Below are 26,035 nucleotides of genomic sequence, written 5' to 3' on the forward strand. Positions count from 1 at the left end.
CCCCGGTGACGTGTTACATCGGGGCTGACGCAACCCAAAGGTCCGCTCATGTCCATCACCTCTGCCATCGTCCTTTATGCTGTGATCTGGTTCATGTCCTTCCTGATCGCGATCCCGATCCGGCTTCAGACGCAGGGCGACGTTGGGAAGGTGGTGCCGGGGACACATGCAGGCGCGCCTGAACACCACTATCTGAAAAAGAAGGCGTGGATCGTCAGCGGGGTCTCGGCCGTGATCTGGCTGATCCTGTTCTGGATCATCACGACAGGTCAGATCACCGTGCGCGATCTGGATGTGCGCGGGGTCATGTCCCCGTCTTCTGCGACAGCTGATGATAAAGCTGAGTAAACGTCGCTGCGCCCAGGATCGGGATCAACAGGTTCACGAGCGGCAGGGATAGCGGCACGGCCATCAGCGTTCCAGCCAACCAGATCGTTCCCGCATATCGTCGGCGCATCTCTTTCGCGCCCTCACGACCGACCCGGCGCATGGCGGCCAGTTGGAAGTATTCGCGCCCCAGAAGAAATCCGTTCAGAGCCCAGAAAATGAACATCGAGAACGGAGGGAACATCGCGTAGACGATGAACGCCAGGACGTTAGCAACAATCAGGATACCAAGAAAAGACAGCGTATCGCGCAGCGCGTCGCCAAAAGGCACGTTCATGGCCGGTGGCAAGTCGGGATAGTGCTTGTCCTCGACCGCCTGCGCGACCTCGTCCAGGAACATTGACGTGATGGCCGAGGCGACAGGCACCATAAGGAACACCGAGAGGACGATCATCAACAGGAAGGACGCTCCCGAAAGCAGCTGGCCGATCCATGTGACATCGCCCAGCGTGTCGGCCAGGAACTCTTCCGCGCCGATCAGTTCGAAAAACCACAGCAACCCGGCATAGGCCGCGACCAACAGGGCGAAAGTCAGGCCGATGCCGAGGAACAGAACCTTGCGGAACCGCGGATCACCCAGCTGCCCGAGCGCCTTGAAGAAGGATGAAACGACTACGACGAGACCCAAGTGATCTTCCTTTCCGGGTCGGGGCGGGGGCGTTCGGGCGGGGCCATCTTCTCGGTCCCGATGTGGATAAAGCCCGCCAACCGCTCATGCGGAGCAAGGTCCAGGCCACGGGCCAGAAACTCGGGATCATGGGCCGGCCAGCCAGACAGCCAGTTCGCGCCCCAGCCGGCGGCAAGTGCGGCATTGAGAAGCTGAAGGCATACCGCGCCAGCGGAATAGGTCTGTTCAATGGCCGGGACTTTTTCCGAAATCACCGGGCTTTCGACCACCGCAACCGCAAGATCAGCCATGTCGAACTGGCTGTGGGATTTGGCGATCTTGTCCGCGTCCAGCCCCAATTCGACACCACGAGACTGCGCAAGGCCCGCCAGCCGTTCGAGCGCGCCTTTTTCCAATACGATCAGCCGCCAGGGTTCCAGTTTGCCATGGTCGGGGCTGCGCAGGGCGGCTTCAAGAATGGGCTGCAATTCGTCCCGTGTTGGCACGGGCCCCGTCAGTGTCTTTGCCGGGCGCGAGCGGCGGGTCAGCAGAAACTCAAGTGCCGCTTCGTTTTTCTGGGGCATGTCCTGTCCTCTTGGTGGTCGCGAGTTTGCCTTGGCGACATGTCTGGTCTCAGGTGCCGGGTGTCAACCTTGGCCTGCGGGTTTGTCGAAGAAACCCGCCATTTCCGCAATCTGCCCGGATACGAAAGTTTCAAACCGCTTGTTCGGCTGGCGCTTTCGAAACGTGTCGGCCAACGGGTCAGGGGCGGTCATTGCGCTGCCTGAAAGTTCCTCCAGAACGGCATGGCCGCAAAACGGGACATAGACCTCGGAATAGCCACCCTCATGGACAAGGACCAGCTTGCCGTCGCAATGTCGGTCGGCGGCATTCATCAGCTGGCGTGTCATGGTGCGGAAGGTCTCGGCAGTGGCGAACATGCGCGACAGCGGGTCGATGGCCGAAGCGTCAAACCCGCAGGCGACGACGATCAGGTCGGGCTTGAAGCGGTCGATCGCTGGCAGGACAATGCGGGCCATCGCCTCGACATAGCTGTTGTGACCGGCGCCCGGAGGCAGTGGAACGTTGATATTGTATCCAAGGCCCGCGCTTTTGCCCCGGTCGCCGATGTCGCCGGTATCCAGCGGGTAGTTGTGTTCCTGATGCAAGGAGATCGTCAGCGTGTCATCGCGATCAAAATAGATCGCTTCGGTGCCGTTGCCGTGATGCACGTCCCAGTCGACCACCACAACGCGCCCCAACAGCCCCTTGGCGCGGGCCGATTCCAATGCGATCGGAATATTGGCCAACAGGCAAAACCCATTGGGCCAGTCGGGAAGGCAATGATGCCCCGGAGGGCGCGACAGGGCATAGGCATTATCCACCTTGCCCGTCATCACCGCCTCGACCGCCGCAATGGACAGTCCCGCCGACAGCGCCGCAACCTCATATCCGCCTTGTCCGAACGGAGTGCGCAGGCCCAACTCGCCACCACCGGCATCTGACATTTCCTTGAATGTATCCAGATAGCTGGCCGGATGGACGCGCAACAGGTCGTCGCGGCTGGCTTCCGGGGCCGAAGCCAAAGCCAGGTCGTCCGCCAGTCCTGTTACGTCGATCAGGTTTTTCAACCGCCGCTTGGTCTCGGGGCTTTCGGGCAGGCCGCCCGCCGCCATCGGTTGCACTAGACCACCCACTGGCAGGGTCATTGCGTAGTTGCCGCCCGAGTGCCAAAAACACCTCTCGTCCCAGAAAAAACCAGTGGTCATGCTTGCCCTCGTCCCAAGTGTCAGGCGACCATAACGCCGCCCAAACGGAATTGTAAATCACGGCCCATGCCCGACGACCTGACCCACCTTGCCACCCCCGGCACCGAGATCGCGGTGCGCGTGACCCCCAAGGCGTCGCGCAATTTGGTCAAGGTCGAAGCCGATGGCATTCGGGTCTATGTCACCGTGGTGCCGGAAGGTGGCAAGGCAAACGCGGCGGTGCAAAAACTGCTCGCCAAAGCGCTGGGTGTCGCCAAGTCTCGGTTGGTTCTCGTGCGGGGCCAGACAAGTCGGGACAAGGTATTCCGGGTGGAGTAACCCGGTTATTTGTTCTCGGGGCGCAATTGGTAAACCCCTTCCGGCAGGTTCAGCGCGGCCGCAAGGTCACGTAGCTGCTCCATCGAGAAGGTGATCAGCTGCACCTCTTCGGTACGCGGATCAAGCTGCTCGACCGTGATGCAGTCTTCGAACATATTGATGGTGATGTCCTCCTGTCGCGCGGGCGATGCCTCGTCGACAAGGGTGACTACGGTGGCGTCAAATTCGTGCTCGATGCTGAACATGGTGTCAGGTTATCCGCTGCTGCGGCGCACGCAAGAACAATACGCTGGAAGGCGGCGTGTATCTGACCTAGGTTCGGTGCGTTTCCAGACCGTTTGGGTGGGTATGATGTTGTTCCGCTTTCTGATTCTTGCTGCGCTGGTGCCCCTTGCCGCCTGCCAGACAACCACCGCGTCTGCGCCCGAAAAGGCCAGCGCCGCCAGCTTCGAACCGCTGCCATTCAGGGGGGCTGCGTCGACGGCGGGGTTCTCGACGGTTGTCGCGCGGGTTGAACCTGTGGCCGAGCGCGAATGCCGCCGCCGCACACGTGGGGTGAACTGCGACTACAAGATTTTGGTGGATGACCGCCCGAACCAGCCGTCGAATGCCTATCAGACCGTGGACAAGGAGGGGCGACCCCTGATCGTGTTCACCAAGGCTCTGCTGAACGAAGCGCAGAACGGCGACGAAATCGCATTTGTGATGGGCCACGAGGCGGCGCATCACATCGAAGGCCATCTGCAATCGACCCAGACCAACGCCGCCGTGGGCGCTTTGATCCTGTCCGGGCTGGTTGCGGCTTCGGGTGCAGATCCGTCGCTGATCAGCAATGCCGTCGACGTCGGTGCGATGCTGGGGTCGCGCACATACAGCAAACAATACGAGCTCGAGGCCGACAGGCTGGGGACGATCATCGCACATAATGCCGGGTTCGACCCCATCCGGGGCGCGGTGTTCTTCCAGCGTATCCCCGATCCCGGTGACGCCTTCCTTGGCACGCATCCGCCGAACCAGGACCGAATTCGGATCGTGCATCAGACCGCGCGCGGCTTCTGAGCGGCGCGCATGTTGCAGTTTGAAAACGTCGTCACCGACCGGGGCTCCAAATATGCGGTGTCCGGCGGACCGGTTCGAAACCGGGCCGAGGTCGATCAGTTCCTGAAAAAACTGAAGCGTGTCCGCAAATACGCCAAGGCCACGCACAATACTTGGGCGGTGCAGCTTTCGGACGGGACGCCGATCAAAGGGGACGACGGAGAATCGGGGGCGGGGATGGTGATCCTGCGCATGTTGGAGAGGGAAGGGGTGACCGACCACATCATTGTCGTGACCCGCTGGTATGGCGGCACCAAACTGGGCGGGGACCGGTTCCGGCGGGTGCAGGACTGTGTAAGGCATTACATAGACGCGATTTCTTCCGATTGATTCAGGTCAAGGGACGATTCGGGCCCATCTGTTAGCGTTGATCCCACGCTTAATGCGCGGCCGCCTCGCGGTGGTTCAGGAGGGATGGAAGCGAAACAGGAGGGGTCCATGAAACCCTTGGGCAAGACGAATACGCATTACTGGTTGGCCCAGCAGATGGCCAAGATCACCGAGACCGATCTGGTGACGGCGATGGAGAAAGCCGAGCTGACCCAGGCGGACTGGGCCGAGATGGTCACCGCCTGCCGAGGCTGCAATTGGGGCGACAAGTGCCAGAAATGGCTGGACCTGCACCCGGAGCCTGTCGAAACGGCCCCCAAGTCCTGTTGCAACGGAACGCGCTACGAAGCACTGCGCGAAGCGCTTGAGGACATGGCTGCATGAGCAGAATCGAACATCTTGGCGACCCGGTGCAGCATTTCTGGTTGACCAGAAGTGTCGCGCGGTCGCTGGGGCTTTCGTTTTCCGAGGCAATGGCAGAAGGGCATATCAGCCAGTCGGAGTACGCCGCGCTTGTGACGCGCTGCCGACGGTGCCCCCATGTCGCCGCGTGTCAGGACTGGTTGGGCAATGAGGGGCTGAGCGCCTCTGCCGCGCCCGGGTTCTGTGCAAATGCCGGGGTTTTGGACAGGCTGCGAGACGCGGCCAAACGCAGGTCACGAGGGAGGGCAATATGAAACTGACCGAGAAACTGGACCGTCACTCTGATCTTGTTGGCCGAATGTCGGACGCTGTTGGAACCGACTGGGCCCAAGTGCTTGACCAGTCGCCCGAGATGGTCACCAGATACCGCAATGCCGTGCTGACATGTACACATTGCAAGAAGGTGGGCGAATGTCAGGGCTGGCTGTCCGAACATGACCACGCCGCCCACACGCCGGACTACTGCCTGAACAAGGATCTTCTGGAAGATCTTGCAGCACGCACCTGATGGCGGTTGAATTCGGTTGATCCGGTCCCTTGCCTTGCCTCAGGATGGGCGCAAGGGGATTAATCCATGCTCTACTTCTTCAAACGTCTGCGGCTTCGGATCATCTGGAGCTGGGCTGGCTGTGTCGACGCATGGCGGAACGAGCATTCGTTCCGCAGCTGGGTCTGGGCCAATCTGGTTTCGGCGGTGCTTGCCTTTGTTCTGCCCCTGACCGGAGCCGAGCGCGCACTGATCCTGGCGTTGGGTGTGATCGTTCTGGCCTTCGAATTGCTGAACACGGCGATTGAGCGGGCGGTCGATTTTGTGTCGCAGGTCCAGCACCCGTTGGCGGGGCGGGCAAAAGATGCTGGCAGCGCCGGTGTCGCCGTCGCCGCGATTGCAGCGGGGATCGCCTGGGTGGTCGTTCTGATCTGGTGACGAGTTTCCGGCCCCAATCGTTCAGGCGGCGCGCAATTCCAGAATTTGCCGCGCTTCCTGCCACGTCGCCACAGGGCGTTCATATTTCTCACAGATTTCTACCGCGCGGGTGACCAGCGCGGCGTTTGAAGGCGCAAGCGTGTTCCGGTCCCATCGGATGTTGTCCTCAAGCCCGGTGCGGGTGTGGCCACCAGCGGCGATGCACCATTCGTTCACCACAACCTGACCCGGTCCAACCCCGGCCGCGCACCATTCTGCTTCGGGGGCAAGCCGTTCCATCGTACGGACGTAGTAGTCGAATACGTCCTTGTCGACGGGCATTGCGTTCTTCACCCCCATGACGAACTGCACATAAAGCTTGCCGGCGATCCGTCCTTCGCGGTTCATACGGACGGCCTGGTGGATGTGGCTGAGGTCAAAGGCCTCGATCTCGGGCTTGACGTCATACTTGATCATCTCTTCCTGCAACCACGCGATCAATTCGGGGCTGTTTTCGTAAACCCGTGTCGGAAAGTTGTTCGACCCGACCGAAAGCGAGGCCATGTCCGGCCGCAACGGAAGCATGCCTCCGCGCTCGCGGCCCGACCCGCTGCGCCCGCCCGTCGAAAGCTGCACAATCATGCCGGGGCAGTGTTTGCGGATACCTTCCATCAGGCGTCCAAAACGCTCGGGGTCCGAGCTTGGCGTGCCATCGTCCAAGCGGACATGGCAATGGGCGATCGCAGCACCCGCTTCGAACGCGGCGTGGGTGCTTTCGATCTGTTCCTCGACGGTGATCGGAACTGCGGGGTTGTCGGATTTCTTGGGTACCGAACCGGTGATTGCGACACAGATGATGCAGGGCTTGGTCATGGGCTTTCCTTAGCTGTGGCCCCAAACTACTCCAACCCATTGCCAATTCAAGTGACGCCTTGGACAGCCAGCTTTCACGTTTTGACAAGTGATTCGTGGTTTTGTAGGCTGGCGGTCAAGCACCGCGGCACACGCGGGCAGGCAGGTTAGAGCAATGTCAGGCACTCGGCGACAGCGCATCGGTCCAACCGATGAGAGTCTGCTTTCCCTTGGGAAATTGCAGTATCTCGCGACCTATTGCCCGTTGCATTCGAAGTTTCCTGCCGTGCTTCTGTCCCGCCTTTTTATTCCGGCCATCGACAATGGCTGCGTGCGTTTCTTCGAAACTGCCGAGGGGCAGGTCGGCGCGGCGCTGATTTGGGCGCGGCTTGGTCAGGATGTCGTTGAACGCATGACGCTGGACCAGGTGCCCCCGCGCCCCGAGGATTGGGTTAGCGGAGACCAGCTTTGGTTTCTTGACCTGATTGCGCCGTTTGGACAGGGCGCGCAGGTTGCCCGCCATATCGCCCGAAACCCGCCGGATGAACCATTCTGGTTTGCCCGCGTCGACCATAAGGGCCGACTGAAGCGGGTCGTCTCGGGAAATGCAGCGCACCCCAAGGGACAGCGGCTTTCCATGATCCGACCGGGGGTGGTGTAGAATGGGGTTTCCTCTTGCTCAGGACGGCAGCGTGACCGAGGACGCCGATACCGGCGGCTTGCTCATCACCACGGGTCAGATGGATATTCTGCTGCAATCCGACATCGGGCGCTGGACTGCGGAAACTATCCCGGGATCGTATGGCAGCGAATTGGTGATCGACGCCAATGGTGCCTGGACCTACACCGCCGACAATGACCACCCTGCAATTGATGCGTTGAATGATGGTGAAACACTGACCGAAGTTTTCACCGTGACCTGGGACGGGGGCACGACCACGGTCACGATCACGATCAACGGCGTCACAGACCCGCCCTGCTTCGTTGAAGGTACGCTTGTCGACACGCCTCGCGGTCCGCGCCCGGTTCAGGATCTGCGTGTCGGTGACCTTGTCCTGACGCGGGATGATGGCGCTCAGCCGATCCGCTGGATCGGGGCCACCACGGTTGAACCTCTGGCCGATGATATGACGCTTCAACCGGTGCGGTTGAAAAAGGATGCCCTTGGGGCCGGGGTGCCGGACCGGGACGTCTGTGTCTCGCCCATGCATCGGGTTCTGATCCGCACACCGCAGGTTCCGTTGTTGACCGGCGCCGACGAAGTGCTTTGCCCGGCGCGGCACCTTGTCAACGGTCGGACGGTGTTTCAGGCCGATACCGGGCCGGTCACCTATTTCCACCTGTTCTTCGACACTCACCAGATACTGACCAGCTGCGCGCTGGAAAGCGAAAGCTTCTTTCCCGGCCACGTCGGTCTGGACGGGTTTGCGGCCGCCACCCGAGAGGAGCTGTTCCGCCTGTTCCCCGACCTCAGAAGCCTGCCGGAAACCTATGGCCGCACGGCGCGCACGGTTTTGCGCGGATACGAAGCGCGGCTGATCGGGCGCGACCTTGAGGCCGGACCGACGCGCGAAAACGCTCTGGGCAAACCCTCCGACTTGCCCTATCAACACCGCCACGCGGTCCCGTAGCTCAACTGGATAGAGCAGCTGACTTCTAATCAGCAGGTTGAGGGTTCGAGTCCTTCCGGGATCGCCAAACCCCAATCCTGCGCAAAGCACCGCGGATATCTCGCCCGTTTGCAGAAAGCGGTTCATTCCGGACCAAACAGCCGCTAGAACCCGCTTAACAAGAGCGGAGCAGTTGACATGACCACCCCAAAACCCGTTGTCCTGTGTATCCTTGATGGATGGGGTCTGAGCAGCACGACCGATGCCAATGCACCGGCACTGGCGGCGACACCCGTTTTTGACAACTGGATGGCAACGTGTCCCAATGCAACGCTCATCACACACGGCCCGGACGTGGGGCTGCCGTCGGGCCAGATGGGAAACTCGGAAGTCGGTCACACCAATATCGGCGCGGGTCGCGTCGTGGCGATGGATCTGGGTCAGATCGACCTTGCGATCGAAGACGGTTCGTTCTTTGACAACGCCGCGATTGTCGCCTTTGCCAGGACGTTGAAAAAGACCGGCGGCACGGCGCACCTGATGGGCGTTGTCTCGGATGGTGGGGTGCATGGGCATATCGAACATGTGCTGGCTGCGGTGCGCGCTGTGACCGGGCAGGGCGTCCCGGTTGTGCTGCACGCGGTGACCGATGGGCGTGACGTGGCACCGAAATCGGCTGACGGGTTTGTCGCCGATCTGCTGAAACGCCTGCCCGAGGGTGCACGGGTCGGGACGGTGACGGGCCGCTATTTCGCTATGGATCGCGACAACCGGTGGGACCGGGTCGAGAAGGCCTATGCCGCTATGATCCGGGGCGAGGGGCTGAAAGCCTCAGATGCAAACGCGGCAGTCGCCGCTGCCTATGAGCGCGGCGAAAGCGATGAGTTCATTCAGGCCAGCGTGATCGGAGATTACGACGGGGCCGGCGATGGCGACGGGTTCTTCTGCCTGAACTTCCGCGCTGACCGCGCGCGGGAAATCCTATTGGCGATTGGTCAGCCGGAGTTCGACGGGTTCGACACGGGCAAGCGCCCCGAATGGGCTGCACTTTTGGGGATGGTCGACTATTCGGAAACCCACAACGGCTTCATGACCACCGCCTATCCCAAGCAGGAAATCGTCAATACCCTGGGCGAATGGGTGGCCAGGAATGGAAAGCGCCAATTCCGCCTCGCCGAGACCGAAAAATACCCGCATGTGACGTTCTTCCTGAACGGCGGCGAGGAAACCCCGTCGGAAGGCGAGGACCGGTTCATGCCGAAATCTCCCAAGGTGGCGACATATGATCTGCAACCCGAGATGTCGGCGGATGAAGTAACCGAGAAATTTGTTGCGGCGATCGAGGAAGGGTATGACTTGATCGTGACCAATTACGCCAACCCGGACATGGTCGGGCATACCGGTGATCTGGGGGCGGCGATGAAAGCCTGCGAAGCCGTGGACCGAGGTCTCGGCGCGGTGCGAGAGGCGCTTTTGAAGGCGGGCGGTGCCATGATCGTAACTGCCGACCATGGCAATTGCGAAGTGATGGTCGATCCCGTCACTGGCGGCCCTCATACCGCGCATACGACCAATCCGGTGCCCGTCATCCTCGTCAATGGGCCTGACGGTGCGACGCTGCGAGGCGGCGGTCGGTTGGCGGATCTTGCGCCGTCACTTCTGGACCTGATGGGGCTGGATCAGCCGCCCGAGATGACCGGGGAGAGCCTGATCCAGCGATGACACGGGCCGCCCTCCTCCTGATCCTTGGCCTGTGCGCGGCCGCTGCCGGGGCCGAAACGGACCCGGCTGAGGCGGCCCGCGCCGCTGCCGGTCAGCTTGAGGACGCCGCCATTGCTCTGGCCGCTGCGAATGAGGCCCGCGACCGGGTCGCCGCCCTGACCGATACGGTCAAAGCCTATGAAGCCGGTCTTGCCGCCCTGCGCGAGGGTTTGCGCCGTGCCGCCATCCGCGAAGCCCAGCTTGGGCGCCAGTTGAAAGCGCAGGAACAGGATGTGGCGCGGCTGCTGGGAGTGCTGCAATCCATGTCGGGAGGTCCACCGCCGGTGATGCTGTTGCACCCTGCTGGGCCTACGGGCACCGCGCGTTCAGGCATGATCCTGGCCGACATCGCGCCCGCACTGGATCAGAAGGCCGCGGTATTGCGACGCGATCTGGAAGAGGTCGCAATCCTGCGCGGATTGCAGGAAAGCGCCGCCCAGACGCTGCGCGATGGGTTGAAAGGCGTGCAGGACGCGCGCCAGCAGTTGTCCGAGGCTATTGCCGACCGCACGGACCTGCCTACCCGTTTCACCGATGACCCGGTCGGCACCGCGCTTCTGATCGCCTCGACCGAGACACTGGAAGGATTCGCCAGCGGGTTGACCGAAATCCAGGGCGAAGCCGATCCCGCAGCTTCTGCTGCTGCGGCTGACGTCTTTGCGCTCAAGGGGGACCTTGGGCTTCCGGTTGAGGCAAATGTCCTGCGGCGGTCAGGCGAGGCCGATGCCGCCGGCGTGCGTCGTCCCGGCCTGGTGGTCGCCACCCGGCCCGCAGCGCTGGTGACGTCCCCAACCGCGGCTACGATCCGCTATCGCGGCCCGCTTCTGGACTATGGCAATGTCATTATACTTGAGCCGGAACCGGGGCTGATGTTCGTGCTTGCCGGTCTCGATACAGTGTTTGGTGAGGCTGGTCAGGTCATCCCCGAAGGCTCTCCTGTCGGGTTGATGGGCGGGGGAAGTGACGAAATCGACGCGATCCTGTCACAGTCGGGTGAAGGCTCTGGCAATGACCGGACAGAAACGCTCTATATAGAGGTAAGAGAAAACAACGCTTCGGTGGATCCTGAAACATGGTTCCGCACCAACAAGGATAGCTAGTATGAAGAAATTTGTCGCGGCCGCGTTGGGCGGCACATTGGCCGGTGTCGTCATGGCGACCCAGGTGGCGGGTCCGCTTCTGGCGCAGGAAAGCGCCAAGACCTCGAATGTCTATGAACAGCTCGACCTATTTGGCGATATCTTCGAACGTATCCGCGCCCAATATGTAGAAGAAGTGGACGAGGGCGACCTGATCGAGGCAGCGATCAACGGTATGCTGACCTCGCTTGACCCGCACTCAAGCTATCTCTCGCCCGACGACGCCGCTGACATGCGCGTTCAGACACGGGGCGAGTTCGGTGGGCTTGGAATCGAGGTCACCCAGGAAGAGGGTTTCGTCAAGGTGGTCTCGCCTATCGACGGCACCCCAGCGGACGAGGCCGGGATCGAGGCGGGCGACTTCATCACCCATGTCGATGGCGAAAGCGTGCTGGGGCTGACGCTGGATGAAACGGTTGAGATGATGCGCGGACCGGTCGGGTCCGAGATCGTGATCACCGTCGTTCGCGAGGGCGAAGCGGAACCCTTCGACGTCACTATCGTCCGTGACACGATCAAGCTGACCGCCGTCCGGTCGCGCACCGTTGGCGACACGATTGTCCTGCGCGTGACCACGTTCAACGATCAGACCATGTCGAACCTTGAAGCCAAGCTTGCCGAACACGTTGAAGAACTGGGCGGCATGGACAAGGTCAACGGTATCGTGCTGGATCTGCGCAACAACCCCGGTGGCCTTCTGACCCAGGCGATCAAAGTTTCGGACGCCTTCCTTGAAAAGGGCGAGATCGTCTCGACCCGGGGCCGCAACCCGGCGGATGGTGAGCGTTATAACGCTCAGCCCGGTGACCTGTCGCAGGGCAAGCCCATCGTGGTGCTGATTAATGGCGGGTCGGCTTCAGCTTCGGAAATCGTCGCCGGTGCGCTTCAGGATCATCGCCGCGCGATCGTTGTCGGCACCAAGAGCTTCGGCAAGGGGTCGGTGCAAACGGTCATGCCGCTGCGTGGAAACGGTGCGATGCGCCTGACCACGGCGCGCTACTACACCCCGTCGGGCCGGTCGATCCAGGCGCTGGGCGTCAGCCCCGACATTATCGTCGAACAGCCCCCGCGCCGTCCTGCCAGCGAGGAAGATGATGAGTCGGCAGCGCGTCAGGGCCGCTCGGAGGCCGACCTGCGCGGCAGCCTCGACAATGACAGCCTGTCCGAGGACGAGATCCGCCAGATCGAAGAGGATCGCGCCCGCGCCGAGAAAGCTGCCGAGTTGCGGCAAGAGGACTATCAGCTGGCCTATGCCATCGATATCCTCAAGGGCCTGTCGGCTCTGGGTCCGAAGGAATAGCCGTCGCACAGATTGGCATTTCGGAAGGGGCCGTTTGGCCCCTTCTTTTTTGCACGATGTAATCTGGGTGCGTTGCACCGATGAATGCGCCGGGCTAGGACAAGTCCAGTTGAAGGAGCCGCAGATGACACCAGAAGAAATAGCCAAGCTGCCCTATCGCCGCTGCGTGGGTGTGATGTTGATGAATGCGGCGGGCCATGTCTTTGTCGGTCAGCGCATCGACACGGAACAACCGGCCTGGCAGATGCCGCAGGGCGGAGTCGACAAGGGTGAAGCCCCCCGCGACGCGGCGCTGCGCGAATTGTGGGAGGAAACTGGCGTTCCGGCTGATCTGGTGTCGGTGGTGGCCGAAACTGCGGACTGGATTCCCTATGACTTGCCGCATGACATCGTGCCGCGCATCTGGAAGGGGCGGTATCGCGGGCAGGAACAGAAGTGGTTCCTGTTGCGCTTCCACGGGGCGGATTCGGATGTGAATATCGCCACGGACCACCCCGAATTCTCGACCTGGCGCTGGCTGCCGCCATCTGAACTGGTGGACAATATCGTGCCGTTCAAACGCGCGGTCTATGCCGCCGTGCTTGAGGCGTTTGCCGACCATCTCTGAAGGTCTCCCGTCCATCGTCAGGGCCTGTCGGCCCGTCCTCTGGCTGGGCAGGGCGCCGCGCTGACGCGCGTCGTGCCTCCGGCGGAGGTATTTGGGGCAAGAGGAAGCGGGGGACTCGAAATGAGAACAAAAAGTGAATATACTGCCGAGTCACCATGCTAGCCGAACTGTCGATCACGTCGAATTTCACCTTTCTCACCGGGGCGTCGCACCCCGAGGAATATATGCGCCGTGCCGCCATGGTCGGGCTGGATGCGATTGCGATTGCGGATGAAAACTCGGTTGCGGGCATCGTGCGGGCACATGCCGAGGCGCGCGAGATCGCGCGGCGGGTGGCCGAGAGGCGGCGGTTTGATGATGAGGTCGGGCTGATCGGGCCGCCCTGTCCCGAGGGCTGTGATCCCGGGCCGTCGATGCCGATTTATGCCACGCCGCGGCTGATTCCGGCGGCGCGGCTGGTTCTGGCGGATACGCCGGACGTGACGGCCCTGCCCGAGAACAGGGCGGGCTGGGCCAGCCTGTGCCGGATGTTGTCGCGCGGGCGGCTGCGGGTCGAGAAGGGGCAGTGTCATCTGACGCTGGATGACCTTATGGAGAACGGCGACGGGCTGTGCCTGATCCTGCATCCCCATCCCCATGCCCGCCACGTGGCACGCGGCGCGGGCGGGTGGGCACCACATCTGAACCGCCTGAAGCGGCGCTTTGCCGGACGGCTGTGGCTGGGGCTGACCCCGGCCTATGATGGCGAGGACGCGGCGCGGTTTGCCCATCTCGCCCGGCTGGGGCGGGAACAGGGCCTGCCGCTGGTCGCCAGCGCCATGCCGGTGATGCATCACGGGGCGCGGCGCAAGCTGGCCGATGTAGTGACCGCAATCCGCACCGGCACACGCGTCGATTTCCTCGGCCGCGAGGCGCTGACCAATGGTGAGCGCCGACTGCGCGGCGCGGAGGAGATGGCCCGCATCTTTGCTGATTATCCAGAGGCGCTGGCAGAAACCGGACGGCTGGCGGCGCGGCTGACCTTCTCGCTGGACGAGTTGCGCTATGAGTATCCATCCGAGGTGGCGCAGGGCGAGACGGCGGCGGGACGGCTGGAACGGCTGGCGCTTGAGGGGCTGCGCTGGCGTTATCCCCATGGCGCGCCCGAAAAGGTCCGCACCATGCTGCGCCACGAACTGGACCTGATTTCCAAGCTCAAATACGAGCCCTATTTCCTGACCGTGCGCGACGTGGTGCATTTCGCCCGCTCGCGTGACATCCTGTGCCAGGGGCGTGGGTCGGCGGCCAATTCCGTGGTCTGTTATTGCCTTGGTGTGACCTCGGTCAGCCCCGAGATCGGGACGATGGTCTTCGAACGTTTCGTCAGCGAGGCACGGGACGAGCCGCCCGACATCGACGTCGATTTCGAACATGAGCGGCGTGAGGAGGTGATCCAGTGGATCTATGAACGCTATGGCCGCCACCGCGCCGGGCTGTGTGCCACCGTGGTGCACTATCGCGGCAAGCGGGCAATCCGCGAGGTTGGCCGCGCGATGGGGCTGACCGAGGACACGATCTCGGCTTTGTCGTCCCAGCTCTGGGGGTTCTTCTCGGCTGATGCGGTCGAGGATCAGCGCCTGCGCGAGATTGGTCTAGACCCCGAGGACCGGCGGCTGAAGCAGACGATGGAGCTGGTGCATGAGATCATCGGCTTCCCGCGTCATTTGTCCCAGCATGTCGGCGGGTTCATCATGACGGAAGGACGGCTGGACGAGTTGGTCCCGATGGAGAACGCCACGATGGAGGACCGCACCGTCATCTGCTGGGACAAGGACGATATCGACGCGCTGGGCATCCTCAAGGTGGATGTCCTCAGCCTTGGCATGCTGACCTGTATCCGCAAGGCGTTTGACCTGATTGAGTTGCATCTGGGCCAGCGTCATACGCTCTCCAGCCTGCCACCCGAGGACCCGGCGGTCTATGACATGCTATGCGAGGCGGATTCGATTGGCGTTTTCCAGGTCGAAAGCCGCGCCCAGATGAACTTCTTGCCCCGGATGCGGCCGCGCAATTTCTATGACCTCGTGATCGAGGTGGCAATCATCCGGCCCGGCCCGATCCAGGGCGACATGGTGCATCCCTATATCCGGCGGCGGAATGGTGAGGAGGAAGTATCGTTTCCTTCCGACGAGCTTGGGCAGGTCCTGGGCAAGACGCTGGGGGTGCCCTTGTTTCAGGAACAGGCCATGCAAATCGCCATCATCGGTGCCGGGTTCAGCCCGGAAGAGGCCGACCGCCTGCGCCGCTCGCTTGCGACCTTCAAGAAGCATGGCAATGTCAGCGAGTTTCAAAGCCGTTTCATGCGTGGGATGAAGCAGAATGGCTATGACGAGGAATTCGCCGCGCGGTGCTTTTCCCAGATCGAGGGGTTCGGGTCATATGGCTTTCCCGAAAGCCATGCGGCGTCTTTTGCCCTCTTGGTCTATGCCAGCGCGTGGATCAAGTGCCACCACCCGGGCATCTTCGCCTGCGCGCTTCTGAACAGCCAGCCGATGGGGTTCTATGCCCCGGCCCAGATCGTGCGGGATGCGCGGGAACATGGTGTCACGGTGCGCCCGATCTGCATCCAGAACAGTTTCTGGGATAACGTGATGGAGCCCGATGGCAATGGCGGTCTGGCGCTGCGCCTTGGCTTCCGCCAGATCAAGGGGCTGCGCGAAGAGGATGCGGTGTGGATCGCGCAGGCGCGGGGTAATGGCTATACCGAGGTCATGGATGTCTGGCGCCGCGCCGGGATCGCGCCTGCCGTCATCACGCGGCTGGCCGAAGCGGATGTTTTCGCCGCGCTTGGCCTCACACGGCGCGAGGCGCTGTGGCAGGCCAAGGCGATCCGCGCCGACAGCGAATTGCCGCTGTTTGCTGCCGATCTTGATGGCGAGGTGATCCACGAGGCCCCCGTCACCCTGCCGCAGATGAGCGAAGGCGAAGAGGTGGTCGAGGATTACGTTGCCATGCGCCTGACGCTGCGCCGTCACCCGCTGGCACTTCTCAGGGACCGCCTGACGCCGCCGCGCGGAACCCGGCCCGCCACCCTGCCGCATCCGGTAGGGCCGACGGCGACCCGACCGGCGCCGCCACGTTTCCCGACCCATGCGGACGGTGCGGGAAACCATCGCTGAGACGCTTCCCCCACAGGCAACCCCGCGCTAGGTTTCCAGAAGGGAGGACGGCATGAAACTCAAACTGCACCATATCAACCTGTCTACCGAGAATGTCGGGCGGATGGATGCGTTTTACCGTGATGTCATGGGGCTTGAGCCGCCCGTGTCGGGATTGCCGATGCTGGAAAAGGACAAGGGCTATGCTGGGGATGTGGCCTTTGTCTGGGATGGCGACATCCAATTGCATCTGGCGCAGAAGGATATTCATGCCGGGTTCAACACCGGACAGATCGTCAACCCGGTCAGTCGCGGACATATCGCCTATCGCACCGACGACATCGAGGCATTCAAGCAGCATCTGCGCGACAGGGGGATCCCGTTCTCGGACTGGGAAAATGCCGCCGTCGAGGGCTGGCATCAGGTGTTCTTCTATGACCCCGACGGCAATGTCATCGAGGTGCATCAGGTGGACGGGGAATAAACCCTTGCTCGGGCTGCAACCGATGGACAGCCCCGCCGCGCCGTTGTAATCACCGCTGTCATGGCTAAGCAGAAGCAGAAAACCGATCCCAACTACAAGGTTATCGCCGAGAACCGGCGGGCCCGGTTCGATTATGCTATCGAGGATGACATTGAATGCGGGATCGTGCTGCAAGGATCCGAGGTCAAATCGCTGCGAGGTGGCGGCTCGAATATCGCCGAAAGCTATGCCGCTGTTGAGGAGGGAGAGCTGTGGCTGGTGAACTCTTACATCGCGCCCTATGACCGCGCGATGTTCAGCCACGAAGAACGCCGCCGCCGCAAACTTCTGGTCAGCCGCAAGGAACTGGCAAACCTGTGGAACGCGACCCAGCGCAAGGGCATGACCCTTGTGCCTCTGGTTATTTACTTCAACCACAAGGGCCGGGTGAAGCTGAAGATTGGCATCGCCAAGGGCAAGAAGATCCACGACAAGCGGGCCACCGAGGCGAAGCGCGACTGGGGTCGCCAGAAACAGCGCCTGCTGCGTCACGGCGACTAAACTCCATTGGCTTTCGCCGCGCCATCCCCCTCCGGGATGCATGGTACGGGGAAAACTCCCTTTCCTTTCCCGCATATCGACCGGCCATTCCTGATAGCTTGACGATGCAGGGTTCAGGGGCCGGCCCGCCAGCTATCCAAATGCGGCCTCGCGGAGGGTATTATGGAACTGATAATCGGACTTCTTTCGGGTGCGGTTGGTGGCAACGCGGCCGGCCGGCTGATCAAGGGAATCGACCAGGGCACGCTGATCAACTCGATCGCCGGGATTGTCGGCGGCGGTTTGGGCGGTCAGATTCTGGCGGCGCTGGGCGCGGGTGGCATGGCGGACGGCGGTGGCATGGACGTCGGCGCGATCATCGGCCAGGTCGCCAGCGGCGGTGTCGGCGGCGGTGTGGTTCTGGCAATTGTCGGACTGGTGCGTAACGCACTGTCGAAGTAAGCCGAGTACCCGGACAGGAAAACCCAATGGGCAGGGACGCTGCGGCGACCCCGCTCTTGCCTCTGTTTGCCCCTGATAGTAGGCAGGAACCGATATTCACACCGGGGGTAATCATGGCTCAGGACGATCCCAGAACGCTTGTTTCCACCGAATGGCTGGCGCAGCACCTCAAGGATCCCGATCTCAGGATCATCGACGCAAGCTGGTATTTGCCCGGCGACGGGCGCGATCCCAAGGCCGAATATGACAGCGCCCATATTCCCGGTGCGCGGTTCTTCGATATTGACGAGATTGCCGACCTGCGCTCGGACCTGCCGCATATGGTGCCGCCGGTCGAAAAGTTCATGTCACGGATGCGCGCCATGGGCGTTGGGGACGGGCATCAGGTCGTGGTCTATGACGGCGCCGGGCTGTTTTCGGCGGCTCGGGTCTGGTGGCTGTTCCGCCTGATGGGGCAGGACAATGTCGCGGTGCTGGATGGCGGTTTCCCGAAATGGCAGGCCGAAGGCCGCCCGGTCGAAGACCTGCCCCCGGTAATCCGTGACCGTCACATGACAGTGCGCCGGCAAAACCACATGGTCCGGGATGTGACGCAGGTGTCATCGGCGTCGAAACTTGGCGATCACGAGATCATCGATGCCCGCGCCCCCGCCCGGTTCCGTGGCGAGGCACCCGAACCGCGCCCGGGTCTGCGCGCAGGCCACATCCCCGGCTCGAAGAATGTGCATTTTGCCACGCTCCTGAACGAAGATGGCACGATGAAAGCGCCCGACGACTTGCGCGCGGTTTTTGCCTCTGCTGGGGTCGATCTGGATAAACCCGCCATCACCACCTGCGGATCGGGCGTCACTGCTGCGGTTCTCAGTCTTGCCATGGAGCGGTTCGGCAAATCTGACCATTCGCTCTATGACGGATCATGGACAGAGTGGGGGATGTTCCCCACCGTCCCAGTTGCCACCGGAGAAGCCTGATGCTGACCAACCTCAAAGCCCAGCCCGCCGACAAGATCCTCGCTCTGATGGCGATGTATCGCGACGACCCGCGCCCGACGAAGATCGACCTGGGCGTCGGGGTCTACAAGAATGCCGAGGGCGTGACCCCGGTGATGCGTGCCGTGAAAACGGCCGAGCGGCGGCTGGTCGAAGAACAGACCACCAAGTCCTATGTTGCGCTGGCCGGTGATCCTGCGTTTTCGGCTGCGATGACAGACCTTCTTCTGGCTGACAGTGTCGACCGCGCCCGCATCGCCGCCATTGCCACACCTGGCGGCACCGGCGCGGTGCGTCAGGCGTTCGAACTGATCAAGGGGGCAAGCCCGACGGCCCGCGTCTGGGTCTCGAACCCGACCTGGCCGAACCACGTCTCGATCCTGAACCACCTGCAGATCGAAACGGTGAAGTACCGCTATTTCGACACTGAAACGCGCGGTGTCGATTTCGACGGCATGATCGAAGACCTGAACGCCGCGACTCCGGGCGACGTGGTGCTGTTGCATGGCTGCTGCCACAACCCGACGGGTGCGAACCTGAACCTGACCCAATGGCAGTCGGTGATCGACCTGTTGAACGAAAAGGGCCTGATTCCGATGATCGACATTGCCTATCAGGGCTTTGGCGACGGGCTTGAGGAAGATGCCGCCGCGACCCGGCTGGTGGCCTCGTCCGTGCCGGAATGCCTGATCGCGGCCAGCTGTTCGAAGAACTTCGGGGTGTATCGAGAGCGGACCGGGATGTTGATGGCGATCTCGGAAAACGCCGACAACACGGCCGTGACCCAGGGCAACCTGAACCACCTGAACCGCCAGAATTATTCCTTCCCGCCCGATCATGGCGCGCGGGTCGTCACGACCATCCTGACCGATGACGCGCTGCGCGCGGATTGGGCTGCGGAACTGGAAGAGACGCGGCTGTCGATGCTGAACCTGCGTGAACAGCTTGCCAGCGAATTGCAGCGCCTGTCAGGGTCCGACCGTTTTGGCTTCCTCGCTCAGCACCGGGGCATGTTCAGCCAGCTGGGGACCACCCCCGACATGGTCGAGCGTCTGCGGGCGGAACACGGGATCTACATGGTCTCGGATTCGCGCCTGAACATTGCCGGGCTAAATGCCGTAACAGTGCCGATCCTGGCCAAGGCGATCGTTGAGACCGGCATCTGACAAATTTCAACGACTTATCAGTCCACGCGCCCCCGCGACCTGCGGGGGCGTTTTTTTTGTCTTCGACAAGTCCGGGTTAGTCATCCAGCGGCACCTGGGCCCGGTGTTCGGACCAGCCATCGACGCTGCATCGTGCGCGGATGAATAACGGGGCGCTGTCATGCACCATCGTCACGCCGCCCAAAGACCGTTTGAACGGTTGTTCGTGGACATGCGGGTGCAAAAGCTCTCGGACGGCCAACACCTTGCCGGTCTCATCCTCGACCCTCCAACCATCGGCGTAGTGGTCCCACCCCGTGTCGGGGTGTGCAAGCGTCACGTCGAAGCGTGCGCGGTCATTGCCATCGCGCGTCGCAGTTACCGCCAGAATGTCAGGTGGATCGGCCCGCAGCGGCAGGGCAAGACAGGTCAGGGCGAGGGCGATAGATGGGCGCAACGGCATATAGCCAGTCTAGCGGCATACCCCGGCAAGTCTCGTCACGCTTTCGTCAACATATTTGGCGCATGAAAAAAAGGCCCGGACAATCGCCCGGGCCTTCTTTGATCTTGTGTCGAGGCGCTTAGCCCTTCGAGAACTCGGGATAGGCTTCCATACCCAGCTCTGCCATGTCGAGGCCGTTGATCTCGGTCTCTTCGTCGACCCGCAGACCCATGACGGCCTTGAGGATCAGCCAGACGGCGCCCGAGACAACCACGGTGAACACGCCGACCACGACGATCGAATAAAGCTGCGTGCCAAGCGAGGCGTCATCGTTAGTGAAGACAACCGCGATGGTGCCCCAGATACCGGCGATCAGGTGAACCGGGATCGCGCCGACAACGTCGTCGATCTTCAGCTTGTCCAGGAACGGAACCGCGAAGACCACGATCACGCCGCCGATCATGCCGATGATGGTTGCTGCGCCCAGGCTGGGGGTCAGCGGTTCAGCGGTGATCGACACCAGGCCGGCCAGCGCACCGTTCAGCACCATGGTCAGGTCCGGCTTCTTGTAAAGAACCTGGGTCAGGATCAGGGCCGCGATTGCGCCACCTGCTGCGGCAGTGTTGGTGTTGGCGAAGATGCGGCTTACGTCTGCGACGTCACCCACGGTGCCCATAGCCAGCTGCGAGCCGCCGTTGAAACCGAACCAGCCGAGCCACAGGATGAACGTACCCAGCGTGGCAAGGGTCAGGTTCGAACCGGGGATCGGAACCGTGCGGCCGTCTTTATACTTGCCGATACGCGGTCCAAGGATCAGCGCACCAGTCAGAGCTGCCCAGCCACCGACCGAGTGCACGACGGTCGAACCGGCGAAGTCGAGGAAGCCCATCGCATCCAGGAAACCACCGCCCCATTTCCACGAAGCCTGCAGCGGATAGATGATTGCCGTCAGGATGATCGTGAAGATCAGGAAGGGCCACAGCTTGATACGTTCAGCCAGAGTGCCCGAAACGATCGACGCGGTGGTTGCACAGAACATCAGTTGGAAGAAGAAGTCCGACCCGGTCGAGGCATAGGAATAGTCGTCCGCCGCATCTGCGGTTACGCCGACGGATTCCAGAACACCCGGACCCCAGACACCCGACAGGATGCCGTCAATCGACCACGTGCCCAGCGGGTACATCAGGTTGTAGCCGATGAGGTAATAGAAGATCGCGGCCAGCGAGAACAGCGCGATGTTCTTGGTCAGCTGCATCGTGACGTTCTTGGAGCGGACAAGCCCGGCTTCCAGCATGGCAAAACCGGCTGCCATCCAGAAGACCAGGAAGCCGCCGACCAGGAACAGCAGCGAGTTCAGGATAAAGACCGTGTCAGTCGAGGCGTTCACGCCCGGCACCGGTCCTTCTTGTGCAAAGCCTGCCGCGGGCAGCGCGATCAGCGCGGCGGGCAGGGCATATTTCGTCAGTTTGGTCATAGTCAGGTCCCTTCCTGCGACGCTCAGATGGCGTCTTCGTTGGTTTCGCCGGTGCGCACGCGAACCGCCTGCTGCACGTCGAGAACAAAAATCTTGCCGTCGCCGATCTTGCCGGTCTGGGCGGTCTTGGTGATGGTCTCGACCACCTGGTCGGCCATGGATGCCGGAACGACGAGTTCAAGCTTCACCTTGGGCACGAAGTTCACGGCGTATTCCGCGCCGCGATAGATCTCGGTGTGTCCCGACTGAGATCCGAAGCCCTTGATTTCGGTTACCATCATGCCGCGCACGCCGACGTCGGTCAGCGCCTCGCGGACTTCCTCAAGCTTGAACGGCTTGATCGTTGCGATAATCAGTTTCACCCTGGTCCCCTTTTTCCATTGGTGACATCGTGCATGTTGCCTGTGCAGAAAAGCGATGCAGGGCTTCGAATCGAAGCTTGGCGAGGCTGGAATGGCTGAAAATGACGGCGTTTGTGCTTAATTTTTGCACAAATGGCATGATTGGGTGAAAAAATAGGCAGAATATGAAGGCGAATTTGCGCTAGCGTTAACTCAACAATCCTTTTGAAAGAAGGTAAGGTGCACGCAAACACGACGCCGGGCAGAGCAGAAAATGAGTGATTCAGGCCGACGCAAGCCACCCCTCGTGGCCGAGAAACGGTATACCAAGAAATCCGCGAAACCGGCGGCCAAACCTGCGCGCAAGAAGGCGCCGGCCAAGGCCCGCAAGCAGGTTCGGAAACCGGCCCGCAAGTCCGGCGGAAGGAAGGGCGGCAATATTTTCACCCGGCTTCTGCGGTGGGTCCTGCGGCTGATCTGGTCGATCACCTGGCGGGTTTCGATGGTGGTGATGATACTGGTCGGATTGGCGGTCGGATACATCCACACAACCCTACCAGAGCTTGATGCCCAGCTTGATGGGCGCGCGCGCGGGTCGGTCACGCTTCTGGATCGCGACGACAAGGTCTTTGCCTGGCGCGGTGATCAGTTCGGTGGCGTGGTGACCGCTGATACCGTGGCTCCCGCCCTGAAAAACGCCGTCGTCGCGACCGAAGACAAGCGGTTCTATGGCCATTTCGGTGTCAGCCCGCGCGGTGTTGCCGGTGCCATTCGCATCAACCTGCGCGAGGGACGCGGTCCGCTGTCAGGCCATGGCGGGTCCACGATCACCCAGCAGACCGCGAAACTTTTGTGCCTTGGTGTCGAATATGACAAGTCGCAGTGGAAGAACGAGGCCGAGTATATCCGCGACTGCCGTCGCGGCTCTCTGTGGCGCAAGGGCAAGGAAGCTCTTTATGCCGTCGCGATGGAGTTGAAATACACCAAGGACGACATTCTCTCGATCTATCTGAACCGGGCCTACATGGGCGGCGGCGCCTACGGGGCCGAGGCCGCGTCGCAACGCTATTTTGGAAAGTCGGCTGCCAATGTCACCCCGGCAGAGGCCGCGATGCTTGCAGGGTTGCTGACTGCGCCGTCGTCGCTGGCGCCGACCGCCAACCTGCAACGGTCCCAGGATCGCGCCGCTACGGTTCTGCGGTTGATGAACGAGCAAGGCTATCTGACGGATCAGGAAACGGCATACTGGCAACAGAACCCCGCAACCCTTTCCGAAGCGGCGCAGGCCAAGGCTGGCGGGTATTTTGCTGACTGGGTGATGTCGACTGGGCCAGAGTTCTTTACCGACAACACCACAGAGGACGTGATCCTGAAAACCACGCTTGATCCGCGTATTCAGAAGGCAGCTGAAGACGGCTTGAAATGGGTCTTTGAGAACAAGGTCCGCGAAGGGTCCAAGGCGCAGGCCGCGATTGTTGTCATGTCGGCGGACGGGGCGGTGCGGGCCATGGTGGGCGGACGCGAACTGAAGGTGTCAGGTGCGTTCAACCGCGCGGTCCAGGCGCGCCGTCAGACCGGTTCCGCCTTCAAGCCCTTTGTCTACGCCGCGGCGCTGGATCTCGGCTATCGCTATGACGATACAATTGTGGACGAACCGTTCTGCATGAACATTGCCGGGTCGGGCCGCTGGTGCCCGTCGAACTATTCCAACAAGCATTACGGCGAGGTCACGCTGACCTATGCCCTGAAGAACTCGCTCAACATCCCAGCGGTGAAGATATCCGAAGCTGTCGGTCGCGAAAACGTGCGTACAGTGGCCGAAGGGTTCGGCATCGAAAGCGACCTTGCGCTGGGGCCGGCGCTGGCGCTTGGCGCGTCGGAAAGCACGCTGATCGAGATGACGGGGGCCTATGCGGGCATCCTGAACGGCGGCTCGTCCGTGACGCCTTATGGTCTGGTCGAACTGCGCCTGGTGAACGACCCCGAGCCCCTGATGGGCACGGGGGGCGGCATCGGTGAGCGGGTCATCACCGAAGGCGCCGCACGTGAGCTGATCTTCATGATGAACAAGGTCATCACAGAAGGCACCGGCGGCCGGGCGCAATTCCCAGGTTGGGAACTGGCGGGCAAGACGGGAACGTCGCAAGAGGCGCGCGATGCATGGTTCGTCGGCTTTTCGGCCGATTACGTCGCCGGGGTCTGGATGGGATATGACGACAATACCCCCCTGACCGGAGTCACCGGCAGCGGCCTGCCGGCAGAAATCTGGCGAGAGGCGATGATGCGGGTGCATGAAGGGCTTGACCCCCGGCCCCTGCCGGCCTTCGTGCCCAAACCCAAGCCCGAGAAACCCAAGCGCAAACGGAAAGAGGACCCGGTGGAACGGGTCCTCAATGAAATCCTGCGAGAGTTGTTTCGGTAACCGAACGTTGTATCAGCCGGCCTGTTTCAGGTCGGCGATCATCTGGTCGACATTGCCACCACGCCGGTCCAGCATGGCGCCGATCTCGGTTTTTTCCGAAAGCCGGATGCTGACGCCTTCGATGATAATATCGAAAAACAGGTTCTTACCTGACTTGTCAGAGACCAGGAAATTCACCGCGAAGGGCGCTTCGCCCTTCAGTTTTACCAGGGTGCGCACTTCGTAGAAGCTTTTGACCTGGCGGGCATCCTGCACTTCGATCGTTCCGCCAACAAACTCGTTGAAGCGCTTGCCGTATTTTCGGGCCAGATAGCCCTGGAACGCCTTAGTATAGGACGACATCTGTGAACCGCTCAGGCTGCGGGCATCTGCGCCAAGCGCAGAGCGGGCGATGATGGGAACGTCACCATACCTGATCAGGATTTTTTCGAAATCGTTTATCATGCCGCCCAGCGGTTTGCCGGAAGAGATCACCTTGTTGATGTCGGCAACCACACGATCAACCAGCGCCGTGGCCTCTCCTGTGGTCAGAGCAAGGGCTGCCGGGGCGGTCATGGCGACTGCCGAGGCCGCAAAGCCCAGCTTAACAAAACTGCGGCGGGTCAGAAAATCATTCAGCATAGGGGTCCTCGTAAGGATCGGAATAGTTTTCAATATAGGGGTCGGCATAGGGGTCTTCAAACGCGTCCCCGCCGCTTCCCCCTGCTGCGGCGTCGATGCCCAGCCTGTACCGCCGGTTCTGCAGATAAAGCGTACGCGCCTGGGCATAGCTGTCGGCACTGTCATACAGCACCGAATCCACGGTTGAGGAATAGTTGTAACGGTCATCCAGCCGCGCAACGACATAGGCCAGGATACCGATGCCGCGCACCGAGTCGAAATTGAGGAACGTGTACGGGTTCACCAAAAGATCGACGGCAAATCCGATCGTGTCACGGCTGGTCGACGGTCCAAAAAACGGCAGTTCCTCGTACTGCCCTTCCGCCATGCCCCAGACATGCAGCGTCTCACCGAAATCTGTCCGATTGTCGGGGCCGCCGAATTCCTCGACCACATCGACGATGCCGAAAATCCCGGCGGTCGAGTTCACGCCGAACCGCATGACCGCGATGCCCGAGTTCTTCAATTTGCCTTGCAAGAGAAAGTTGTAAGCATCACTCAGCTCGCCCAGGTTGCGCGAGAAGTTCGAGATCAGAACACGAATGTCGGACGGGATGACCCCGCCATACCCTTCCGAGGCCGGCCCCAGCAGGAACTGGTCCATCGACCTGTTGAAATTGTGGACACGGCGGTTGGCTTCCTCGTGCGGGTCGTTGATGCCGACCGCCGGGTGGTTCTTGGCACAGCCAGAGACTCCGACAAGCAAGACAAGCGTCAGCACGGCGCGCAAACACACTCTGATTGGCCCGGAAATCTTTATCACCTAAACACGCTTTCCGTTCAAACTTGCTTCTGGCCTTACGTTGGCCGGAGGGGTCGCGACGACATGTGTACGTTCCAACCGTCACATCAAAT

General features: G+C 61.6%; 31 protein-coding genes and 1 tRNA gene. 22 read left to right on the forward strand and 10 right to left on the reverse strand.

Annotation, left to right across the window (positions count from 1 at the left end; all coding sequences use genetic code 11):
• The first annotated feature begins 48 nt into the window (after nucleotides 1-48).
• Nucleotides 49-348, forward strand: a complete 300-nt coding sequence (locus JQ863_RS03430; RefSeq protein ID WP_204112924.1) for a DUF1467 family protein — start codon at nucleotides 49-51, stop codon at nucleotides 346-348.
• Here the strand turns inward: JQ863_RS03430 and JQ863_RS03435 are convergent.
• The 3 genes from JQ863_RS03435 to JQ863_RS03445 all read right to left on the reverse strand — a co-directional run bounded on the left by JQ863_RS03435 (nucleotide 305) and on the right by JQ863_RS03445 (nucleotide 2,763).
• The gene (locus JQ863_RS03435; RefSeq protein ID WP_204112925.1) at nucleotides 305-1,015 is read right to left on the reverse strand and encodes an EI24 domain-containing protein; all 711 of its coding nucleotides are present in this window, start codon (nucleotides 1,013-1,015) and stop codon (nucleotides 305-307) included. The genes JQ863_RS03430 and JQ863_RS03435 overlap by 44 nt on opposite strands.
• On the reverse strand, nucleotides 1,000-1,578 hold the full coding sequence (locus JQ863_RS03440; RefSeq protein WP_204112926.1) for a nitroreductase family protein: 579 nt from the start codon (nucleotides 1,576-1,578) through the stop codon (nucleotides 1,000-1,002). The genes JQ863_RS03435 and JQ863_RS03440 overlap by 16 nt, the downstream gene beginning before the upstream one ends.
• A gap of 63 nt (nucleotides 1,579-1,641) precedes the next feature.
• Nucleotides 1,642-2,763, reverse strand: coding sequence for a class II histone deacetylase (locus JQ863_RS03445; RefSeq protein ID WP_204112927.1), 1,122 nt, complete (start codon nucleotides 2,761-2,763; stop codon nucleotides 1,642-1,644).
• Between the two features lie 66 nt (nucleotides 2,764-2,829).
• Between JQ863_RS03445 and JQ863_RS03450 the strand changes: the two genes are divergently transcribed.
• On the forward strand, nucleotides 2,830-3,081 hold the full coding sequence (locus JQ863_RS03450) for a DUF167 domain-containing protein (RefSeq protein ID WP_204112928.1): 252 nt from the start codon (nucleotides 2,830-2,832) through the stop codon (nucleotides 3,079-3,081).
• Between the two features lie 5 nt (nucleotides 3,082-3,086).
• On the opposite strand, the gene JQ863_RS03455 is transcribed toward JQ863_RS03450, so the two are convergent.
• Nucleotides 3,087-3,326 carry a hypothetical protein gene (locus JQ863_RS03455; protein WP_204112929.1) on the reverse strand — a complete coding sequence of 80 codons (240 nt, stop codon included), beginning with the start codon at nucleotides 3,324-3,326 and terminating at the stop codon, nucleotides 3,087-3,089.
• Between the two features lie 106 nt (nucleotides 3,327-3,432).
• On the opposite strand from JQ863_RS03455, the gene JQ863_RS03460 reads away from it, so the two are divergent.
• The 6 genes from JQ863_RS03460 (at nucleotide 3,433) to JQ863_RS03485 (ending at nucleotide 5,857) form a co-directional block, all read left to right on the forward strand.
• Nucleotides 3,433-4,140, forward strand: a complete 708-nt coding sequence (locus JQ863_RS03460) for a M48 family metalloprotease (RefSeq protein ID WP_204112930.1) — start codon at nucleotides 3,433-3,435, stop codon at nucleotides 4,138-4,140.
• 9 nt (nucleotides 4,141-4,149) lie between these two features.
• Entirely contained in the window at nucleotides 4,150-4,509 is a 360-nt protein-coding gene (locus JQ863_RS03465; protein ID WP_204112931.1) for a YigZ family protein, read from the forward strand.
• Between the two features lie 108 nt (nucleotides 4,510-4,617).
• The gene (locus tag JQ863_RS03470; protein WP_204112932.1) at nucleotides 4,618-4,893 is read left to right on the forward strand and encodes a DUF6455 family protein; all 276 of its coding nucleotides are present in this window, start codon (nucleotides 4,618-4,620) and stop codon (nucleotides 4,891-4,893) included.
• Complete coding sequence (locus JQ863_RS03475) at nucleotides 4,890-5,186, forward strand: DUF6455 family protein (RefSeq protein ID WP_204112933.1); 297 nt, start codon at nucleotides 4,890-4,892, stop codon at nucleotides 5,184-5,186. The genes JQ863_RS03470 and JQ863_RS03475 overlap by 4 nt, the downstream gene beginning before the upstream one ends.
• Complete coding sequence (locus JQ863_RS03480) at nucleotides 5,183-5,440, forward strand: DUF6455 family protein (protein ID WP_204112934.1); 258 nt, start codon at nucleotides 5,183-5,185, stop codon at nucleotides 5,438-5,440. The genes JQ863_RS03475 and JQ863_RS03480 overlap by 4 nt, the downstream gene beginning before the upstream one ends.
• Before the next feature lie 66 nt (nucleotides 5,441-5,506).
• The gene (locus JQ863_RS03485; protein ID WP_204112935.1) at nucleotides 5,507-5,857 is read left to right on the forward strand and encodes a diacylglycerol kinase; all 351 of its coding nucleotides are present in this window, start codon (nucleotides 5,507-5,509) and stop codon (nucleotides 5,855-5,857) included.
• A 21-nt stretch (nucleotides 5,858-5,878) separates the two neighbouring features.
• On the opposite strand, the gene JQ863_RS03490 is transcribed toward JQ863_RS03485, so the two are convergent.
• Nucleotides 5,879-6,709, reverse strand: a complete 831-nt coding sequence (locus JQ863_RS03490; protein ID WP_204112936.1) for a 3-oxoadipate:acetyl-CoA acetyltransferase — start codon at nucleotides 6,707-6,709, stop codon at nucleotides 5,879-5,881.
• A gap of 154 nt (nucleotides 6,710-6,863) precedes the next feature.
• On the opposite strand from JQ863_RS03490, the gene JQ863_RS03495 reads away from it, so the two are divergent.
• The 13 genes from JQ863_RS03495 to JQ863_RS03555 all read left to right on the forward strand — a co-directional run bounded on the left by JQ863_RS03495 (nucleotide 6,864) and on the right by JQ863_RS03555 (nucleotide 19,862).
• On the forward strand, nucleotides 6,864-7,349 hold the full coding sequence (locus JQ863_RS03495) for a toxin-activating lysine-acyltransferase (RefSeq protein ID WP_239113202.1): 486 nt from the start codon (nucleotides 6,864-6,866) through the stop codon (nucleotides 7,347-7,349).
• A gap of 1 nt (nucleotide 7,350) precedes the next feature.
• On the forward strand, nucleotides 7,351-8,319 hold the full coding sequence (locus tag JQ863_RS03500; RefSeq protein WP_204112938.1) for a Hint domain-containing protein: 969 nt from the start codon (nucleotides 7,351-7,353) through the stop codon (nucleotides 8,317-8,319).
• Nucleotides 8,310-8,386, forward strand: a tRNA-Arg gene (locus JQ863_RS03505). The genes JQ863_RS03500 and JQ863_RS03505 overlap by 10 nt, the downstream gene beginning before the upstream one ends.
• Nucleotides 8,387-8,496: 110 nt before the next feature.
• Nucleotides 8,497-10,020, forward strand: a complete 1,524-nt coding sequence (gene gpmI, locus JQ863_RS03510) for a 2,3-bisphosphoglycerate-independent phosphoglycerate mutase (RefSeq protein WP_204112939.1) — start codon at nucleotides 8,497-8,499, stop codon at nucleotides 10,018-10,020.
• Complete coding sequence (locus JQ863_RS03515) at nucleotides 10,017-11,159, forward strand: murein hydrolase activator EnvC family protein (RefSeq protein WP_204112940.1); 1,143 nt, start codon at nucleotides 10,017-10,019, stop codon at nucleotides 11,157-11,159. The genes gpmI and JQ863_RS03515 overlap by 4 nt, the downstream gene beginning before the upstream one ends.
• Nucleotide 11,160: 1 nt before the next feature.
• Nucleotides 11,161-12,498: a S41 family peptidase gene (locus tag JQ863_RS03520; RefSeq protein WP_204112941.1), complete on the forward strand. Its 1,338-nt coding sequence runs from the start codon at nucleotides 11,161-11,163 to the stop codon at nucleotides 12,496-12,498.
• Between the two features lie 124 nt (nucleotides 12,499-12,622).
• Nucleotides 12,623-13,105, forward strand: coding sequence for an RNA pyrophosphohydrolase (locus JQ863_RS03525; RefSeq protein ID WP_204112942.1), 483 nt, complete (start codon nucleotides 12,623-12,625; stop codon nucleotides 13,103-13,105).
• 155 nt (nucleotides 13,106-13,260) lie between these two features.
• Nucleotides 13,261-16,263 (forward strand): error-prone DNA polymerase, encoded by a 3,003-nt coding sequence (locus JQ863_RS03530; protein ID WP_204112943.1) that lies wholly within the window; start codon nucleotides 13,261-13,263, stop codon nucleotides 16,261-16,263.
• 52 nt (nucleotides 16,264-16,315) lie between these two features.
• Entirely contained in the window at nucleotides 16,316-16,726 is a 411-nt protein-coding gene (locus JQ863_RS03535; protein ID WP_204112944.1) for a VOC family protein, read from the forward strand.
• A 60-nt stretch (nucleotides 16,727-16,786) separates the two neighbouring features.
• Nucleotides 16,787-17,266 (forward strand): SsrA-binding protein SmpB, encoded by a 480-nt coding sequence (smpB, locus tag JQ863_RS03540; RefSeq protein WP_204112945.1) that lies wholly within the window; start codon nucleotides 16,787-16,789, stop codon nucleotides 17,264-17,266.
• Nucleotides 17,267-17,428: 162 nt separating this feature from the next.
• Nucleotides 17,429-17,707 (forward strand): hypothetical protein, encoded by a 279-nt coding sequence (locus JQ863_RS03545; protein WP_204112946.1) that lies wholly within the window; start codon nucleotides 17,429-17,431, stop codon nucleotides 17,705-17,707.
• Nucleotides 17,708-17,820: 113 nt separating this feature from the next.
• Nucleotides 17,821-18,678 carry a 3-mercaptopyruvate sulfurtransferase gene (sseA, locus tag JQ863_RS03550; RefSeq protein ID WP_204112947.1) on the forward strand — a complete coding sequence of 286 codons (858 nt, stop codon included), beginning with the start codon at nucleotides 17,821-17,823 and terminating at the stop codon, nucleotides 18,676-18,678.
• Entirely contained in the window at nucleotides 18,678-19,862 is a 1,185-nt protein-coding gene (locus JQ863_RS03555) for an amino acid aminotransferase (protein WP_204112948.1), read from the forward strand. The genes sseA and JQ863_RS03555 overlap by 1 nt, the downstream gene beginning before the upstream one ends.
• Before the next feature lie 76 nt (nucleotides 19,863-19,938).
• On the opposite strand, the gene JQ863_RS03560 is transcribed toward JQ863_RS03555, so the two are convergent.
• From JQ863_RS03560 to JQ863_RS03570, 3 genes are all read right to left on the reverse strand, one after another.
• Nucleotides 19,939-20,304 (reverse strand): hypothetical protein, encoded by a 366-nt coding sequence (locus tag JQ863_RS03560; protein ID WP_204112949.1) that lies wholly within the window; start codon nucleotides 20,302-20,304, stop codon nucleotides 19,939-19,941.
• 118 nt (nucleotides 20,305-20,422) lie between these two features.
• The gene (locus JQ863_RS03565) at nucleotides 20,423-21,757 is read right to left on the reverse strand and encodes an ammonium transporter (protein WP_204112950.1); all 1,335 of its coding nucleotides are present in this window, start codon (nucleotides 21,755-21,757) and stop codon (nucleotides 20,423-20,425) included.
• A gap of 23 nt (nucleotides 21,758-21,780) precedes the next feature.
• The gene (locus JQ863_RS03570; RefSeq protein WP_204112951.1) at nucleotides 21,781-22,119 is read right to left on the reverse strand and encodes a P-II family nitrogen regulator; all 339 of its coding nucleotides are present in this window, start codon (nucleotides 22,117-22,119) and stop codon (nucleotides 21,781-21,783) included.
• Nucleotides 22,120-22,372: 253 nt separating this feature from the next.
• On the opposite strand from JQ863_RS03570, the gene JQ863_RS03575 reads away from it, so the two are divergent.
• Entirely contained in the window at nucleotides 22,373-24,520 is a 2,148-nt protein-coding gene (locus tag JQ863_RS03575; protein WP_204112952.1) for a transglycosylase domain-containing protein, read from the forward strand.
• Between the two features lie 12 nt (nucleotides 24,521-24,532).
• On the opposite strand, the gene JQ863_RS03580 is transcribed toward JQ863_RS03575, so the two are convergent.
• Both JQ863_RS03580 and JQ863_RS03585 read right to left on the reverse strand, forming a co-directional pair.
• Nucleotides 24,533-25,141: an MlaC/ttg2D family ABC transporter substrate-binding protein gene (locus JQ863_RS03580; protein WP_204112953.1), complete on the reverse strand. Its 609-nt coding sequence runs from the start codon at nucleotides 25,139-25,141 to the stop codon at nucleotides 24,533-24,535.
• A complete protein-coding gene (locus JQ863_RS03585) occupies nucleotides 25,131-25,901 on the reverse strand; it encodes an MlaA family lipoprotein (RefSeq protein WP_338055475.1) in 771 nt (256 codons plus the stop codon). Before JQ863_RS03585 ends, JQ863_RS03580 begins: the two co-directional genes overlap by 11 nt.
• Nucleotides 25,902-26,035 lie beyond the last annotated feature (134 nt).

It is taken from the genome of Shimia biformata (genome assembly GCF_016888515.1).
Taxonomy (GTDB): Bacteria; Pseudomonadota; Alphaproteobacteria; order Rhodobacterales; family Rhodobacteraceae; genus Shimia_A; species Shimia_A biformata.